Below are 15394 nucleotides of genomic sequence, written 5' to 3'. Positions count from 1 at the left end.
GAGGCGGACTGCTAGTCGAGATGCTCCGCCGGCCGGGCCCAGCCGTGGAGCCGCGCCGGCAGCGGCAGGCTGTTCCAGGGCACCCGGTGCAGCAGGCGGTCCAGCAGCAGGCCGAGCAGCAGCCCGGCGACCGAGTCGGTCAGCCAGTGCCAGCCCAGGTAGACGGTGGTGCAGAAGACCACCGCCGGTGGCACCACCCGGACCACTGTGGCCAGTCGGGGCGGCACTGTGCGGCCGAGCGTGCGCACGAGCGGGGCCAGCAGCAGGGCCAGGACGCCGTACCAGACGATCGCGTTGGCGACGTGCCCCGACGGGTACGACTGCGCGAACCGTACCGGCAGGTCGTGCTGGAACAGCGGCAGCGTCTGCTCGGGCGACAGGAACGGCTCCTTGACCGAGGCGCTCGGCGCCGGGCGGGCCGTCCACACCTTCAGCGGGCCGATCGTGAAGAACGTGAGCACGAACCCGGCCACCGGCGGCAGCAGCGGCCGCACCGAGCGCAGCCGCCACGCCAGCAGCACGCCCAGCCCGGCCGCGAGCAGCGTCAGCGGCGTGCCCTGGCCGAGCAGGTTCAGCGTCATCGCCACCCAGCGGGCGGCGGCCGGGCGGTTCTCGTCGGACCAGTCGGCCACCGCCCGGTCGAGGCCGAACAGGTGACCGGAGGCGAGCGCGACGGTCAGCGCCACCACTGCTGCGAGCAGCAGCAGGTCGAACCACCACCCGGTCGGCCGGACGGGCCGCAGCCGCAGGTCACCGCGTACCCCCGAGGTCTGACGCACGCGACCACGCTACCGGCCGCCGGCGGCGGCGGGGCGGCGCGGGCATCGGCGGCTGTGTGCCCAACCACGAAGGGAAGCGCGGCGCGGGGGTCAGCGGTCACACTGGTTGCCGTGCGGATCACCTCGGCTCTCGTCGACCCGGCGCTGCTCGACCTCCCCTGGTCGACACCGCTGGAGCAGTGGCCTGCCGAACACCTGGTGGCGCTGCCGCAGGGCATCTCCCGGCACATCGTGCGGTTCGTCCGGCTCGGCGGGTACGTCTACGCGGTGAAGGAGACCGGCGAGCGGGTCGCCGAGCGCGAGTACGACCTGCTGCGGGCGCTGGAGCGGATCGACTTCCCGTCGGTCGAGGCCATCGCGATCGTGGCCGACCGGCAGACCGACGACGGCGAACCGCTGGACCCGGTGCTGATCACCCGGCACCTCCAGTTCTCGCTGCCCTACCGGGCGCTGTTCTCCAACACGCTGCGCCCGGAGACCATGAACCGGCTGCTCGACGCGCTGGCCGCGCTGATCGTGCGGATGCACCTGACCGGCTTCTTCTGGGGCGACTGCTCGCTGTCGAACACGCTGTTCCGGCGGGACGCGGGCGCGTTCGCCGCGTACCTGGTCGACGCGGAGACCGGCGCGCTGCACCCGTCGCTGTCGAACGGCCAGCGCGGCGAGGACCTGGAGATCGCCCGGGTCAACATCTTCGGCGAGGCGCTCGACCTCCAGGCCGCCGGCCTGCTGCACGAGTCGATCGACCCGGAGGTGGTCTGCGAGGAGGTCGTGCAGCGCTACGAGCGGCTCTGGCACGAGATCACCTACGAGCAGCAGGTCGAGCGCGCCGCCCGGCACGACATCGAGGGGCGCATCCGCCGCCTCAACGAGCTGGGCTTCGACGTGGCCGAGGTGGCCATGTCGACAGTCGACAACGGTCGCTACCTGGTTCGGCCGAAGGTGGTGGACGCCGGCTACCACACCCGGCGGCTGCTGCGCCTGACCGGCCTGGATGCCGAGGAGAACCAGGCCCGCAGGCTCCTCAACGACCTCGACGCCTACCGGCTGGAGAGCGACCTGACCGACGAGCAGCAAGCGGCGCACCGCTGGCTGACCGAGGTCTTCGAGCCGGTGGTCCGGGCCGTGCCTGCGCACCTGCGGAACAAGCTGGAGCCGCAGGAGCTGTTCGCCCAGATCATCGAGCACAAGTGGCTGCTCTCCGAGCAGGCCGGGCGGGACGTCGGGATGCGCCGGGCGGTGCAGTCGTACCTGGCCGACGTGCTCGTGCACCGGCCGGACGAGCAGGCGGTGCTCGGCGTCGAGGTGCCGAGCGCCTGACGGCGGGGGCGGATCACTCCACCCAGTCACCGCCGCGCATCACCCGCACCACGTTCAGGTCGTCGTCCAACATCACCAGGTCGGCGCGCAGCCCGGCGACCAGCGCGCCCACCCGGTCGCCCAGGCCGATCGCGCGGGCCGGGGTGGTGGCGACCATCCGGCAGGCGTCCGGCAGGGCCACACCCGCGCCGACCGCGTGCCGCAGCGCCGCGTCCATCGTGAGCGTGCTGCCGGCGATCGCGCCGTCACGGCTGAGCCGGGCCACCCCACCGGACACGGTGACCGCCTGGCCGCCCAGCTCGTACTCGCCGTCCGGCATCCCGGCGGCGGCCATCGCGTCGGTGATCAGCGCGGCCCGCTCCGGGCCGGCCACCGACGTGGCGAAGCCGAGCATGCCGTCGTGCAGGTGCACCCCGTCGGCGACCAGCTCGCACACCACGTTCGGGGCCTCCAGCAGCGCCACCACCGGGCCGGGCTCGCGGTGGTGCACCGGGCGCATCCCGTTGAACAGGTGGGTGCCGACCGTCGCGCCCGCGGCCACCGCCGCCCGGGTCTGCTCCCAGGTGGCGTCGGTGTGCCCGACCGCCACGACCACGCCGTGCGACACCAGCAGCTCGATCGCCTTGGTGGCGCCGTCCCGCTCGGGAGCGATGGTGACCATGCGTACGGCGCCGCCGCCCAGCTCGATCAGCTCGGTCAGCTCCGCGGTGGACGGGTCGCGCAGGAACTCCGGGTTCTGCGCGCCGCAGCGGTCGGCGGACAGGTACGGGCCTTCGAAGTGGACGCCGGCGAGCACGCCGGACTCCACCAGCGGACGGTAGGCGGCGGTCGCGTCGCGCATCAGCTCGAACGGGGAACTGACCAGGCTCGCCAGCAGCGTGGTGGTGCCGTGCCCGCTGTGGAACGCGGCGGCCTGCCGGGCCGACTCCGCGTCGCCGGTGGTGAACGTGTGCCCGCCGCCGCCGTGGGTGTGCATGTCCACGAAGCCCGGCACGATCCAGTGGCCGTCGCGCACCGACGGATACTCGGCGACAGCGGTGATCCGCCCGTCGGCGATCTCCACGCAACCCTGCCGGATGACGCCGGTCGGGGTCACCACCTTGCCGGTCACGCGCCGGGTCATCGACTCTCCTTCGCCAGGGTGTCCAGGGCCAGCAGGGCGGCGCCCAGGCAGCCGGCCTCGTCACCGAGGTCGGCCGCGACCAGGCGCGGCTCGCGGTGGAACGTCAGCCGCTCGCGCAACGCCGTCCGCAGCGGGTCGAACAGCCGGGGACCGGCCTGGGCCAGCCCGCCGCCGAGCACCACTGTCGAGACATCGTAGAGCGCCTGCCCGGTGGCGAGTCCGTCGGCGAGGGCCTCTACCGCCTCCTGCCACACCTCCACGGCGAGCGGCTCACCGGCGGCCGCCCGGTCGGCCACCTGGGCGGCGGTGGTGGGCGCACCTGACAGCTCGGCGTACCGGCGTCCGATCGCCGAGGCCGACGACACCGCCTCCAGGCAGCCGGTCCGCCCGCATCCGCAGCGCGGGCCGCCGGGGCGTACCAGGATGTGGCCGATCTCCCCGGCGGCGCCGTGCGCGCCGGTGGCGGCCGACCCGTCGACCACGTGGGCGGCGGCGATGCCGGTGCCGATCGCGACGAACAGCACATGCCCGCCGTCCCGCCCGGCGCCGAGCCGGGCCTCGGCCAGACCGCCCGCCCGCACGTCGTGGCCGAGCGCCGCCGGCAGTCCCAGCCGCGTGCCCGCCAGCTCCCGCAGGGGTACGTCCCGGAAGCCCACGTTCGCCGACCAGACCGCCACGCCGCGCGCCTCGTCGACCACTCCGGGTACGGCGATGCCGCAGGCCACCGGGGTACGGCCGTCGGCGCGGGCCTTGCCGGCGAGTCCTTCGGCCACGTCGAGGATGGTGCCGACCACCGCCTCCGGGCCCCGCTGCGCTTCGGTGGCGTGCCGTTCGGTGTGCACAGTCGTGCCGTCCGGCCGGACCAGGGCGCACTTCATCCCGGTGCCGCCCACGTCCAGCGCGACGACGACCTCGTCGCCTGCGCTCACGCCGTCTGCCGGCTTCGCATGCGCTCACGGCCCTCGCTGCGCTCGGTGCGTTCGCTCATGCCGTGCCGGCTTCGCATGCGCTCACGGCCCTCGCTGCGCTCGGTGCGTTCGCTCATGCCGTGCCGGCTTCGCATGCGCTCACGGCCCTCGCTGCGCTCGGTGCGTTCGCTCATGCCAGGACCACGGACCGGGTCAGGTGGCGCGGCGCGTCCGGGTCGAGGCCGCGGCTGGTGGCGAGCGCGACCGCGAAGCGCTGGGCCAGGATCAGGTCGGCCATCGGGTCGACCGGGTTGCGGCCGGCCGACCAGCTCGTCAGCACCGTGCGCCAGCCGTGCGTGCGGCTGTGCACGAAAGCGGCGCCGGTCGCGGCCACGTCCTCGGGCAGGCCGTCCGGGATCTCGCCGAGCGCCCAGACCAGCCGGCCGGGCGCGGCGACCGAGATCGGGCCGTGCCGGTAGTCCATGGCCGGGTACGCCTCGGCCCAGAACGTGGCCGCCTCGCGGCACTTCAGCGCGGCCTCCTGGGCCAGCCCGACGGTCCAGCCGCGACCGAGGAAGGTGACCTGCTCGATGCCGGCCGGGTCGATCGGCAGCGGGGCGCGTACGGCCACCTCGGCGTCGGCAGCCAGCCGTCCGAGGTCCTCGCCGAGGTGGGCGCGCAGCAGCGCCAGCGCGGTGGTGGCGAAGCGGGTCTGCACCACCGACCGCTCGTCGGCGAAGGGCAGCGCGACCGTGGCGTCGGCGAGCGCGACGGCGGCCGAGTCGGGGTCGCCGACCAGGACCGTGGTGGGGATCCGCCCGCGCAGCGCGGTGAGCAGGTCGAGCACCTCGGTGGTGGTGCCGGAGCGGGTGATCGCGATCAGCCGGTCGTAGTTCCGGCCGGCCGGGAACTCGCTGGCCTGGAAGGCGTCGGTCTCGCCCTGGCCGGCGGCCTCGCGCAGCCCGGCGTACGCCATCGCCATGAACCACGACGTGCCGCAACCGACCACGGCGACCCGCTCGCCGGGGCGCGGCAGGTGCTCGGCGACGGTCGGGGCGAGTCGCGCCGCCTCCCGCCAGCAGTCGGGCTGGCTCGCGATCTCCGCGTGCACGTACGCCATGACAACTCCTCCCCAGGGGAGACCTTGCGCAATACGGCGCGATACGGCCGCCTTTCGCGCGTCATTCTGCGTGAAACCTGGTGGCCGTGGCAACCGTCTCCCCGTTCGCGCAGCGCAGGTTTTGCGTGGACCCAGTTTCGCGCACTAGTGTGCACGCAACCGATCACCGTTCACGCACAGTCTGGGGAGGGCCCCGCGGTGGACCGCTACGCGCGCTGGAACGCGCTGCTGGAGATGCTGACCGACAGCGGCCGGGTCAGCGTCGAGGAGGCGGCCGGGCGGCTCGACGTCTCCCAGGCCACCATCCGGCGCGACTTCGACCAGCTCGCCCAGCAGCAGATGATCACCCGTACCCGGGGTGGCGCGGTCGCCAACGGCGTCTCCTACGACCTGCCGCTGCGCTACAAGACCGCGAAGCACTCGGCCGAGAAGCAGCGGATCGGCACCGCCGCCGCCGCGCTCGTGTCGCCGGGCACCGTCGTCGGTCTCAACGGCGGCACCACGAGCACCGAGGTGGCGCGGGCGCTCGCCGTCCGCCCCGACCTCAACACCAGCGCCGAGGGTGCCCAGCTCACAGTGGTGACGAACGCGCTGAACATCGCCAACGAGCTGCTGGTGCGCTCGCGGATGAAGGTGGTGGTGGCCGGCGGCGTGGTCCGGCCGAAGTCGTTCGAGCTGGTCGGCCCGCTCGGCGGGGCGCTGCTGCGCGAGGTCACGCTGGACGTGGCGCTGCTCGGCGTGGACGCGATCGACCCGCAGCTCGGCGCCGCCGCGCACCACGAGGGCGAGGCGGCCATGAACAGCCTCATGGTGGCCCGGGCCAAGCGGGTCGTCGTGATAGCTGACTCGTCGAAGCTCGGCGGGCACGCGTTCGCCCGGATCTGCCCGGTGGACCGGGTCGAGACGCTGGTGACCGACTCCGGCGCGTCGCCGGACGTGGTGGCGGCGTTCCGTGAGGCGGGCGTCCACGTCGTCTGCGCCTGACGTGCAAGGAAGGGCCCCTTCTTAACGCCTGCGGTAGAGGAGGGGCCCCTTTTTAACACGCCGACACTGCATACCGGGTATTGCCTTCCGTTGCATACCGCGTATGGTGTCGCTGACGCCTACTTATCGGGGGAGGTCAGCTGTGTCGGCTGTCCTGGAGATCGAAGGTCTCCGCAAGACGTACCGGAGCCGGAAACGCGGGGTCCGCCACGCGCTCGACGGCTTCGACATGCGAGTCGAGGCCGGCCAGGTGCACGGCTTCCTCGGCCCGAACGGCTCGGGCAAGACCACCACGCTGCGTACGCTGCTGGGCCTGATCCGGCCCAACGGCGGCCGGATGGCCATTCTCGGCCAGGAACTGCCGCACGCGCTGCCGGCGGTCGCCGGGCAGGTCGGCGCCATCGTGGAGAGTCCGCAGTTCTTCCCGCACTTCTCCGCCCGCGACACGCTGGGCCTGCTCGCGCAGGCCGGTGAGCTGCCCAAGCAGCGCGTGGACGAGGTGCTGGAGCTGGTCGGGCTGCGCGACCGGGCCGGCGAGCGGGTGAAGACCTACTCGCTCGGCATGAAGCAGCGCCTCGCGGTCGCCTCCGCGCTGCTCAAGAACCCCAAGCTGCTGATCCTCGACGAGCCCGCGAACGGCCTCGACCCGGGCGGCATCCGGGAGATGCGCGGGCTGATGCGTGAGCTGTCCGAGGCCGGGATGACTGTGGTGCTCTCCAGCCACATCCTGGGCGAGATCCAGCTCATCTGCGACTCGGTCACCATCATCTCGCTCGGCCGCCGGGTCGCCTTCGGGCCGGTCGAGCAGGTGCTCGCGGCCCACTCCCAGGGCTCCGTGCGGGTACGCCTGGAGGCGGTCAGCGACCTGCCCCAGGCCGCCGACGCGCTCACCCGCGCCGGGGTCCACGTGGCCGCCGAGCCGGACCACCTGATGCTGTCCGGCGTGGACAAGCCGGCCACCGTCAGCCGGCTCCTCGCCGAGCAGGGCCTGTACGTCAGCGAGCTCACCCCGGTCGCTGTCGACCTGGAGAGCGTCTTCCTCGAACTGACCGCCACCGCGCCGGTCCCCGGCCAGCACCGTCAGGTCGATCAGTCCGCCAAGGTCGACCAGACCGGCACCGCAGGAGGTTGGGGCGCATGAGCCTGTTCGTCACCGAGCTGCGCCGGCTCGGCAAGCGCCGGGTGACCCGGCTGATGCTCGTGCTGCTGGTGCTCGGCCTGGCCACCGTCGCGACCGCGTTCAGCTTCTCCAGCGAGAAGCTCTCGCCCGTCGTGGTGGCCGAGGCCGAGGCCAAGGCGAACAACGACTACCAGTCCGCGATGACGGAATGGAAGCGCACCATCGCGGAGTGCGAGGCGGCCCAGGCGCGCGGCGAGAAGACCGAGGAACGGTACGGCCCGAACTGCGGCAAGGACTACCAGCCGCAGCCCGACATGTTCGAGGCGAAGTGGTACCTGCCGTACCAGTTCGACTTCCGGGCCGAGTTCCCCCTGTTCATCGCCGTGTTCGCCGCCTCCGTGGCGCTGTTTGGCTTCATCGTCGGCGCCTCCTTCGTGGGCGCCGAGTGGAACACCGGCGGAATGATGAACCTGTTGCTCTGGCGGCCGAAACGACTGACCGTGCTGGGCACGAAGCTGGCCGCCCTGCTCACCACCGTGTTCGGCCTGACCGTGGTGCTCGGTGCGCTCTGGACGGCGGCGTTCTGGCTGATCGCCAGCCTGCGCGGCAGCACCGCGAAGATGACCGCCGGAGTGTGGCAGTCGATCGGGCTGGACGGTCTGCGGGCGCTGGGGATGACGCTGCTCGTGGCGGCGGTCGGGTTCGCGCTGGCCTCGCTCGGCCGGCACACGGCGATGGCGCTCGGCGCGGCGGTGGGCATCTTCGCGGTGAGCGAGATCGGCATCCGGATCGCGGTCGCCGTGCTCGGCGTCCAGTTCGGTGACCGGTACGTGCTGTCCACGTACGCCCAGTCGTGGTTTCTGAAGCAGGCGGAACTGTTCGACTACGACACCTGCCAGTTCTCCCAGGGCGCCTGCGAGCCTGCGACGTACGTGGTCACCTGGCAGCAGTCGGCTGTGGTGTTCGGCGTGGCGCTGGTGGGCGCGTTGGCGGCCGCGTTCTGGACGATGCGCCGGCGGGACATCGCCTGACCTGGTCCGCGCCGCCGGCCGGTGCCGGCGGCGCGGACCCCGCGTCCGATGCGGCCGGGGGCGGCCCTGGTTACGCTGGGGCTCCCCCGGCCGGCGCGCTCCGCGTGCCGGTCACCCGCCGTCGGAGAGGAGCGCCATGTCCGCCGACGCCTCGCAGCGGGCCGCCGTCGACCGGTCCGGCCCGGCAGCGGGTACGCGCCACGCGGGCGGGACGGTTCCGCCACCGCGCACCGCTCCGCCCGTCGAGTCCACCGCGCCGTCGGAGTCCGCCCGGCCCGCCGAGCCCGCCACGGCCGGGCCCGCCTCGCCGCCCGTCGAGTCCGCCGCGCCGGTCGAGCAGGCCGGTCCAGACGCGGCAGATGCGGCCGCTGTAGGAACGACGCCGGCCGGCCTGACCGAGCGGGAGCAGCGGATCCTCGCGTTCGAGGCGCAGTGGTGGAAGCACGCCGGCGCCAAGGAACAAGCCATCCGGGACACGTTCGGGCTCTCCGCGACCCGCTACTACCAGCTGCTCAACGCCCTGCTCGACCAGCCGGCCGCGCTCGCCGCCGAGCCCGTGCTGATCGGCCGGCTGCGTCGGCTGCGCTCGTCGCGTGCCCGTAACCGGCGCCGCTGACCGGCGTCACTTCTCGTACGTGCGCAACCCGTTGCCGATGGCGAAGAACGTCGGGGCCCACTCGCCGATGAAGATGCCCCAGCGGTCCGCCCGCGCCACCCCGGCGCGCTCCATGTGCTTGGAGAGGAACCAGCTGGTCACCGAGAGGCCGATGCTGACGAACCCGGCGAGGTAGGCGTGCTCCGCCCGGATGCCGCCCTCGTGCAACCGCTCCAACATCTCGAACCCCCTGTCGCCGGGACCGACCCGGTCGCGTCCGACGCTACCGAAAGTCCGGAGAAGATGACGCACGGTTACCTCGATCGGGTCGGCCGGCGGATGACCGGCCGCGGTCCGGGTAGGCGGCCCGCGACGACGAACGGAGGCCGACGATGGGGGCACCAGACCGCCGGTACGCGATCGGCAGCAGGCCGGCCCGCCCGGTCGCGGAGGCGCCGGTGATGCGGGTGCGTTCCGCCTCCGACCCGGCGCCCGGCCGACCGGAGAACGAGGACGCGGTCTTCCGGTTCGGCCCGCTCGTCGGCGTCCTCGACGGCGCGACGGTGCCCGAGGGTTTCGACACCGGCTGCGTGCACGGTCCCGCCTGGTACGTCCGGCACCTGGCCGCCCGGATCGGCCTGGCGATCGCGGCCCGCCCCGCCGCCACGCTGATGAGCAGCCTCGCGGCGGCGATCCTCGCGGTGCGGGCCGATCACGGCGGAACGTGTGACCTCGACCATCCCGGCACCCCGTCCTCCACCGTCTGCCTGCTCCGGCACAGCGGCGACCGGGTCGACTACCTGGTGCTCTGCGACAGCCCACTGGTGCTCGACACCGACCAGGGGATCGAGGTGGTCACCGACGACCGGCTGGCCGACGCGGTGGCGGACCTGCGCCGCAGCGTCGCCGCACTGCCGGACGGCGAGACCGACCCGGTGACCCGGTTCCGGCACGCGACGACCGTGCAGCGGACCCGGATGAACCGCACCCACGGCTACTGGGCGGCGGCGAGCGACCCGGACGCGGCGTACCACGCGCTCACCGGGACGCTTCCGCTGCGCGGTCCGGGTGCGCTGCGGCGGGCCGCGCTGCTCAGTGACGGCGCCTCCTGCGCTGTCGACCAGTTCGGCCTGTTCGACTGGGCCGGGTTGCTGGAGGTGCTGACCGTGGAGGGTCCGGAAGGGCTGATCGACCGGGTCCGCGCTGCCGAGCGGGACCACCCGGACCGGCTGCGGCGGCACAAGCGCACCGACGACGCCTCGGCTGTGCTCTGCGAGTTCGGCCCTTCGGCGTGAGCACGCTCACGTCGGAACGACCGGTCGGATGACAACGCAGCGTGAGGCGGGAACACCCCGGGGGTACGACCGGACGAGGCGGTCGGCCATAGCGGCAATCCCTCCCCAAAGGGGTGGACGACCCGGACCACGCGCGGCAGACTGCGCGACGTGACGGGTGCTGTACGGCTGGAGCCGGTGGACGAACGGAACCTGGAACCGTTGCTCTCCGTAGCGGCGGCCGAGGCGGAACCGGAGGACGTCATGCCTCCGGTGGACGCCCCCGCGGGCTGGTCGCTGGCCCGCCGCGACGCGTTCCGCGAGTTTCACCGCGCCAGCCTCGGCGGGCTGAACGGCCCGACCGGCACCGCCATGTACGCGATCGTCTCCGGCGGTGAGGTCGTCGGCATGGTGCGGATGACCCGCCGGGACGAGCCGGGAACAGTGGAGACCGGCATGTGGCTCGGCCGGTCCGCGCGGGGCCGGGGCCTGGGCGCCGCGGCGCTGCGGCAGTTGCTGCACGTCGCCGCCGGGGCCGGGATGCACACGGTGGTCGCGAACACCACGCCGGACAACGCGGGGGCGATCTCGGTGCTGCGTAAGTGCGGCGCGGAACTGCGTGAGGAAGATGGAGTGCTGCACGCCCGGATGTCCCTGGATTCGGCCCTGCCGATCCGCTGACCCCGCTTCCTTCCCCGATCACGTTTCTCCTGCTCAGAGTCGCCTCGGTGGGTGGTTTCGTGCTTGCACGGAAGTGTTTTGCCGAGGGGGTGACGGGTACTGCCCGCGTCTCCGGGCCCTGACTTTCCCGGGGAGCGCGGAGGAGAGCGGATGAAGAGCGGAACACGGGTGGCGTTCGCCGTCGGTCTCGGCTACCTGCTGGGTCGCCGGAAGAAGATGCGTACCGCGCTGACGCTCGCCGCGGCGGTCGCCGCCGGGCGGGCCAGTCGGCGCCCGGGCGGCCTGAAGCAGCTCGGCGCGGACCTGATGGCCGCGAACCCGCAGCTGCGCAACCTCGGCGGGCTGGCACCGCCGCTGGTGGCCGCGGGCCGCGCGGCCGCGACCGCCGCCGCCGGCAACGGCATCGACGCCATCGGCGGACGACTGCGTGAGGGCGCCGGTGCGTTGCGCCGCAAGGCGGGTACGGGCCGGCCGGACGCCGGGCGTTCCGCGTCGGACGAGGACCGTTCCGGGCCGGGCGCCGAGCGTTCCGCGCCGGACGAGGAGCAGGAACTGGACGACCAGCCCGGCGCGCCGGTGCCGGCCCGAGCCGATCGGGGGCGGTGAGCCGTGGCGACGGGCAGCCTGGCCGACCGGGCCCGCGACCAGATCGGCGGCGAGCTGCGCAACCTCGCCTCCGCGCTCGGTGAGCGGGCCGTGCAGGTGGTCACCGAACGGGTCACCGACGCCACCGGGCGGCTGAGCGAGTACGCGAAGCAGGGCGGCGATCCTGGCCTGGTCGCCGCCGCCACCGGCGCGCAACGGCTCGCCGAGGGTGCCTCCCCGGTGAGGGCGATGTTCCATGCCGGCCTGGCCGGCGGTAAGGAGAAGCTGATGGCGGCGTTCGGTCGCAAGGGTGGCCGGGACGGCGGCCAGAAGCTCAAGGTCACCAACATCGTCGAGACCGTCGAGGTCGGCGTGCCGGTCCGGGTCGCCTACAACCAGTGGACGACGTTCGGCGACTTCCCGAGCTTCATGAAGAAGGTCGAGCAGGCCGACTGCGACGCCGACGAGAAGATGACCTGGAAGGCGCAGGTGCTCTGGTCGCACCGGAGCTGGGAGTCGACGATCGTCCGGCAGATCCCGGACCGGCTCGTCCACTGGCGGTCGAAGGGCGAGAAGGGCTCGGTCGACGGCACCGTCAGCTTCCACGAGGTCGCCCCGGAGCTGACCCGGATCCTGGTCGTGCTGGAGTACCACCCGCAGGGCTTCTTCGAGCACACCGGCAACCTGTGGCGGGCGCAGGGCCGGCGGGTCCGGCTGGAGCTGAAGCACTTCGTCCGGCACGTGATGACCCGGACCGTGCTCGACCCGGACGCGGTCGAGGGCTGGCGCGGCGAGATCGAGGACTCCCAGGTCGTCAAGGACCACGGAACCGCGCTCCGGGAGGAGCGGGGAGACGCCGGGCCAGCCGACGACGAGTACGCCGCCTACGACGAGGGCAACGACTTCGACGACGACGAGTACGCCGACGAGCCGGTCCTGACCGAGCCGGAGCGTGCCCGCAGCCGGACGGCACGCGGGCAGCGCGAACCCGAGCGCCGCCGCCGTGTCCCGGAGAGGCCTCGCCGCCCGGCCGCCCGCCGCCGCGACGAGCGCTGACCGGAGGCGGGCCGGTTCGTCAGGACCGGCCCGTGGCGTACGACTCCAGGTGCGCGAGCTGCATCGGGTCCAGGGAGGGGCGGACCCGGTTCCGGGCCGCCTCGACGTGCGCGGCGGTCACGGTGCTCGCGCTCAGCGACTCCCGCATGGCTGCCAGCGCCGCCTCCCGGATCAGCGCGGCGCAGTCGGCGGCGGAGAAGCCGTCCAGCTCCCCGCCGAGCGCGTCGAGGTCCACGTCCGGCGCGAGCGGGACGTCCCGGGCCGAGGCGCGGAGGATCTCCGTACGCGCCGGGCCGTCCGGCGGCGGCACGTAGACCAGCCGTTCCAGCCGGCCGGGACGCAGCAGCGCCGGGTCGACCAGTTCGGGGCGGTTGGTCGCGCCGACCACCACCACGTTGCGCAGTGCCTCCACCCCGTCCAGTTCGGTCAGCAGCGCCGCCACCACCCGGTCGGTCGTACCGCCGTCGGTGGCCTGCCCGCGTACCGGGGCCAGCGCGTCCACCTCGTCGAGGAAGACGAGCGTGGGTGCGGCCTGGCGGGCGCGGCGGAACAGCTCCCGGACCGCCCGCTCGCTCTCACCCACCCACTTCGAGAGCAGCTCCGCGCCCTTCACCGACAGCACGTTCGCCCGCCCGGACCCGGCCAGCGCGGTCACCAGGTAGGTCTTGCCGCAGCCGGGCGGACCGTAGAGCAGCACCCCGCGCGGCGGCGTCACTCCCAGCCGGGCGAACGTGTCCGGATAGGTGAGCGGCCACAGCACCGACTCGGTGAGCGTCTGCTTGACCTCGTGCAGCCCGCCCACGTCGTCCAGCGTCACCGACGCCAGCTCCAGCGTGGACGCGGACATCGTGGTCGGCCGGACCACCTCCAGCGCGGCGGTGAAGTCGGCCATCGCCACCGTCGGCGTCTCCGCCGTCTTCTGGCGCAGCGCCGCGCGTACCCCTGCCTCGCGTACCAGCGCCGCCAGGTCCGCCGCGACGAACCCGGGGGTACGGGCGGCCACCTCGTCCAGCCGGACGTCACCTGCGAGCGGCACCTCACGGGTCAGCACCGTCAACTGCTCCCGGCGCAGCGCCGCGTCGGGCAGCGGCACGGTGATCCGCAGCGCGAGCAGGTCCGGGCCGCGCAGCGCCGGATCCACCGCCTCGGGGCGTCCGCTGGTGCACACCACAGCGGCACCGGCCCGCAGCGTCTCGGCCACCACCTGGCGGAACACCGTGGCCAGGGGGCCCGGCTCGTCGGCCGGGGCGATCGACTCCACGTCGGTGACCAGCAGCACGGCGGGACCACCGGCGCGTACCGCCGAGGCGGCCTCGCGCAGCCGGCGGGCCGCCGCGTCATTGCTGAGCGCGGCCAGCTCGGGCGCCCAGAGCGGCCGTACGCCCGCGCCGACCTTGGCGGCGACGGCACGCACCAGCGCGGACTTGCCCGAGCCCGCCGGGCCCTCCACCAGCACACCGAGCGATACCGTGGTGCCGAGCCGGCCCAGCACCTCACGGTGGTGGAAGCCCAGATCCAGCAGTTCGGTCAGCTCCTCGGCCTGGGCGCGCAGGCCGGGCAGTTCGTCCACGTCGGGCGCGTCCTCCGGACCGAGCAGGTCCCCGTCGGGCTCCGTCCCGGGCGGCGTGGCGGGGGCGGAGAACCGCGCGGGGGAGGCCGAGGACGCCGGGCCGGAGCCGCGGGTGGCGGCGCCGTGCTCCCAGCCCACCACCGTGTCCATGGTGACGAGCGCGCCGACCGCCGGTTCGGCCGACACGACTGTGAGCAGCGTGCTCGTCCAGGCGTACCCGACGGAACTGGCCAGACTGCGCCGCGCGGCCTCGATCAGGCCGCGCACGGCGGCGTCCGGCAGCACGTCCTGCGGCAGCAGCGAGACGTCGTCCCCGGCGGTGACCACCTTGCCCAGCAGCGCGAGCCGCAGCATCTCCGGCGGGACCGCGGCGACCACAGCGGCCGGGCCGGAGAGGGTGAGCCGGCGTGCCGGGGTCGCCGGTAGCGGGCTCACAGTGACCTGGCCGCCGGCCCGCAGGCCGAGGTTGCCCAGCAGCAGGTCGTCGGCGTGCAGCAGGGCGCCGCTGGTGCTCGGCTCGGCGGCGGCCGCGATGCCGGCGGTGACCCGGCGGCCGGTCAGGCGTACCGGGTCGCCGGGGCGCAGCGCCAGCGCGGTGAGCACCTCGGGATGCAGGCGCACCACGCCGCGGCGGGCGTCGAGCGCGGCCGGCCGCAGCGTCGCGGTCAGGGTCAGGTCGGGTTCGGCCACCCGCCGACAGTAGCCGCCCCGATCATCGGGTGCCGGGTCAGCGCGGGCCCGGGTCGTCCAGGAGCGACGGGTCGCGCCGGATCATCTCGGCCAGCCGGGCCGCCGGGTCGGACTCCAGCGGGTCGTGGCCGGGCGCGGGCACCGTCTTCACCGACATGGGCCACGCCGGCGGCGGCGCGGGCGGCGCCGCCGGGCCCACCGTCACCGCCGCGCCGGACCAGGAGACCCGCAGCGGGTACGCCTGCTCGCCCAGTTCCACCCGCAGCGTCACGGCCAGCCCGGGGTGCTCCGCCACCACCCTCCGGACCGCCTCGGCGACCTCCTCGACCGGGTCACGCCGAACCGGCGCCTCGCCACCGCGCAGCCGGTACGCGCCGCGCCCCGCCCGCTCGTCGCCCGGCTCGTCCGCCGCCTCCACGGGCACGTCCCGCTCGGGCGTCCCGGCCGGTTCGCCGGGCATCGGCGCCCGGCGGCGCAGCGCCTCCTCGCGCCGTGCCATCCGGGCCAGTGTCTCGTCCAGATCACCTCTCATGGCGTCCACCCCTTCGCCAGACAACG

At 73.9% G+C, this 15394-nt stretch carries 17 protein-coding genes; 9 read left to right on the top strand and 8 right to left on the bottom strand.

The genetic code is table 11. The features are described from left to right. Nucleotides 1–11: 11 nt before the first annotated feature. Nucleotides 12–779 carry a phosphatase PAP2 family protein gene (locus MICAU_RS28840; RefSeq protein WP_013288885.1) on the bottom strand — a complete coding sequence of 256 codons (768 nt, stop codon included), beginning with the start codon at nucleotides 777–779 and terminating at the stop codon, nucleotides 12–14. A 111-nt stretch (nucleotides 780–890) separates the two neighbouring features. Between MICAU_RS28840 and MICAU_RS28835 the strand changes: the two genes are divergently transcribed. Beyond that, the gene (locus MICAU_RS28835) at nucleotides 891–2099 is read left to right on the top strand and encodes a DUF4032 domain-containing protein (RefSeq protein WP_013288884.1); all 1209 of its coding nucleotides are present in this window, start codon (nucleotides 891–893) and stop codon (nucleotides 2097–2099) included. 13 nt (nucleotides 2100–2112) lie between these two features. Here MICAU_RS28835 and nagA read toward each other — a convergent pair whose 3' ends face one another. From nagA to MICAU_RS28820, 4 genes are read right to left on the bottom strand one after another with little or no spacing between them, the layout of a single operon-like run. Then, the gene (nagA, locus tag MICAU_RS28830; RefSeq protein WP_013288883.1) at nucleotides 2113–3222 is read right to left on the bottom strand and encodes an N-acetylglucosamine-6-phosphate deacetylase; all 1110 of its coding nucleotides are present in this window, start codon (nucleotides 3220–3222) and stop codon (nucleotides 2113–2115) included. Continuing rightward, nucleotides 3219–4151: an ROK family protein gene (locus MICAU_RS28825; protein ID WP_013288882.1), complete on the bottom strand. Its 933-nt coding sequence runs from the start codon at nucleotides 4149–4151 to the stop codon at nucleotides 3219–3221. The genes nagA and MICAU_RS28825 overlap by 4 nt, the downstream gene beginning before the upstream one ends. Next, complete coding sequence (locus MICAU_RS32800) at nucleotides 4148–4324, bottom strand: hypothetical protein (protein WP_013288881.1); 177 nt, start codon at nucleotides 4322–4324, stop codon at nucleotides 4148–4150. Before MICAU_RS32800 ends, MICAU_RS28825 begins: the two co-directional genes overlap by 4 nt. Further along, nucleotides 4321–5250 (bottom strand): SIS domain-containing protein, encoded by a 930-nt coding sequence (locus tag MICAU_RS28820; RefSeq protein WP_013288880.1) that lies wholly within the window; start codon nucleotides 5248–5250, stop codon nucleotides 4321–4323. The genes MICAU_RS32800 and MICAU_RS28820 overlap by 4 nt, the downstream gene beginning before the upstream one ends. 198 nt (nucleotides 5251–5448) lie before the next feature. On the opposite strand from MICAU_RS28820, the gene MICAU_RS28815 reads away from it, so the two are divergent. The 4 genes from MICAU_RS28815 to MICAU_RS28800 all read left to right on the top strand — a co-directional run bounded on the left by MICAU_RS28815 (nucleotide 5449) and on the right by MICAU_RS28800 (nucleotide 9001). Next, nucleotides 5449–6234 (top strand): DeoR/GlpR family DNA-binding transcription regulator, encoded by a 786-nt coding sequence (locus MICAU_RS28815; protein ID WP_013288879.1) that lies wholly within the window; start codon nucleotides 5449–5451, stop codon nucleotides 6232–6234. Nucleotides 6235–6376: 142 nt separating this feature from the next. Beyond that, entirely contained in the window at nucleotides 6377–7375 is a 999-nt protein-coding gene (locus MICAU_RS28810; protein WP_013288878.1) for an ATP-binding cassette domain-containing protein, read from the top strand. After that, nucleotides 7372–8385 carry an ABC transporter permease subunit gene (locus MICAU_RS28805; RefSeq protein WP_013288877.1) on the top strand — a complete coding sequence of 338 codons (1014 nt, stop codon included), beginning with the start codon at nucleotides 7372–7374 and terminating at the stop codon, nucleotides 8383–8385. The genes MICAU_RS28810 and MICAU_RS28805 overlap by 4 nt, the downstream gene beginning before the upstream one ends. A 136-nt stretch (nucleotides 8386–8521) precedes the next feature. Continuing rightward, the gene (locus MICAU_RS28800; RefSeq protein WP_013288876.1) at nucleotides 8522–9001 is read left to right on the top strand and encodes a DUF3263 domain-containing protein; all 480 of its coding nucleotides are present in this window, start codon (nucleotides 8522–8524) and stop codon (nucleotides 8999–9001) included. Between the two features lie 6 nt (nucleotides 9002–9007). Here MICAU_RS28800 and MICAU_RS28795 read toward each other — a convergent pair whose 3' ends face one another. Next, entirely contained in the window at nucleotides 9008–9220 is a 213-nt protein-coding gene (locus tag MICAU_RS28795; protein ID WP_013288875.1) for a hypothetical protein, read from the bottom strand. 152 nt (nucleotides 9221–9372) lie between these two features. Between MICAU_RS28795 and MICAU_RS28790 the strand changes: the two genes are divergently transcribed. The 4 genes from MICAU_RS28790 (at nucleotide 9373) to MICAU_RS28775 (ending at nucleotide 12576) form a co-directional block, all read left to right on the top strand. Continuing rightward, complete coding sequence (locus MICAU_RS28790) at nucleotides 9373–10275, top strand: hypothetical protein (protein ID WP_013288874.1); 903 nt, start codon at nucleotides 9373–9375, stop codon at nucleotides 10273–10275. 150 nt (nucleotides 10276–10425) lie between these two features. Further along, entirely contained in the window at nucleotides 10426–10935 is a 510-nt protein-coding gene (locus tag MICAU_RS28785) for a GNAT family N-acetyltransferase (protein WP_013288873.1), read from the top strand. Between the two features lie 150 nt (nucleotides 10936–11085). Then, on the top strand, nucleotides 11086–11541 hold the full coding sequence (locus tag MICAU_RS28780) for a hypothetical protein (RefSeq protein WP_013288872.1): 456 nt from the start codon (nucleotides 11086–11088) through the stop codon (nucleotides 11539–11541). A gap of 3 nt (nucleotides 11542–11544) precedes the next feature. Next, entirely contained in the window at nucleotides 11545–12576 is a 1032-nt protein-coding gene (locus MICAU_RS28775) for an SRPBCC family protein (RefSeq protein ID WP_013288871.1), read from the top strand. 19 nt (nucleotides 12577–12595) lie between these two features. Here the strand turns inward: MICAU_RS28775 and MICAU_RS28770 are convergent, their stop codons facing one another. Together MICAU_RS28770 and MICAU_RS28765 are read right to left on the bottom strand one after the other, a co-directional pair. Beyond that, the gene (locus tag MICAU_RS28770; RefSeq protein ID WP_013288870.1) at nucleotides 12596–14836 is read right to left on the bottom strand and encodes an AAA family ATPase; all 2241 of its coding nucleotides are present in this window, start codon (nucleotides 14834–14836) and stop codon (nucleotides 12596–12598) included. A 37-nt stretch (nucleotides 14837–14873) separates the two neighbouring features. After that, nucleotides 14874–15368, bottom strand: a complete 495-nt coding sequence (locus tag MICAU_RS28765; RefSeq protein ID WP_013288869.1) for a hypothetical protein — start codon at nucleotides 15366–15368, stop codon at nucleotides 14874–14876. Between the last annotated feature and the right edge of the window lie 26 nt (nucleotides 15369–15394).

The organism is Micromonospora aurantiaca ATCC 27029 (genome assembly GCF_000145235.1).
GTDB lineage: Bacteria > Actinomycetota > Actinomycetes > Mycobacteriales > Micromonosporaceae > Micromonospora > Micromonospora aurantiaca.
Note: the sequence above shows the minus strand (reverse complement) of the source record. Positions and strands in the feature narration are given on the sequence as shown.

Coding starts and splice junctions, on each gene's coding strand:
- MICAU_RS28800 (WP_013288876.1), top strand. CDS start 8,522: ATGTCCGCCGACGCCTCGCAGCGGGCCGCCGTCGACCGGTCCGGCCCG.
- MICAU_RS28820 (WP_013288880.1), bottom strand. CDS start 5,250: ATGGCGTACGTGCACGCGGAGATCGCGAGCCAGCCCGACTGCTGGCGG.
- MICAU_RS28795 (WP_013288875.1), bottom strand. CDS start 9,220: ATGTTGGAGCGGTTGCACGAGGGCGGCATCCGGGCGGAGCACGCCTAC.
- MICAU_RS28765 (WP_013288869.1), bottom strand. CDS start 15,368: ATGAGAGGTGATCTGGACGAGACACTGGCCCGGATGGCACGGCGCGAG.
- MICAU_RS32800 (WP_013288881.1), bottom strand. CDS start 4,324: ATGAGCGAACGCACCGAGCGCAGCGAGGGCCGTGAGCGCATGCGAAGC.
- MICAU_RS28805 (WP_013288877.1), top strand. CDS start 7,372: ATGAGCCTGTTCGTCACCGAGCTGCGCCGGCTCGGCAAGCGCCGGGTG.
- nagA (WP_013288883.1), bottom strand. CDS start 3,222: ATGACCCGGCGCGTGACCGGCAAGGTGGTGACCCCGACCGGCGTCATC.
- MICAU_RS28780 (WP_013288872.1), top strand. CDS start 11,086: ATGAAGAGCGGAACACGGGTGGCGTTCGCCGTCGGTCTCGGCTACCTG.
- MICAU_RS28790 (WP_013288874.1), top strand. CDS start 9,373: ATGGGGGCACCAGACCGCCGGTACGCGATCGGCAGCAGGCCGGCCCGC.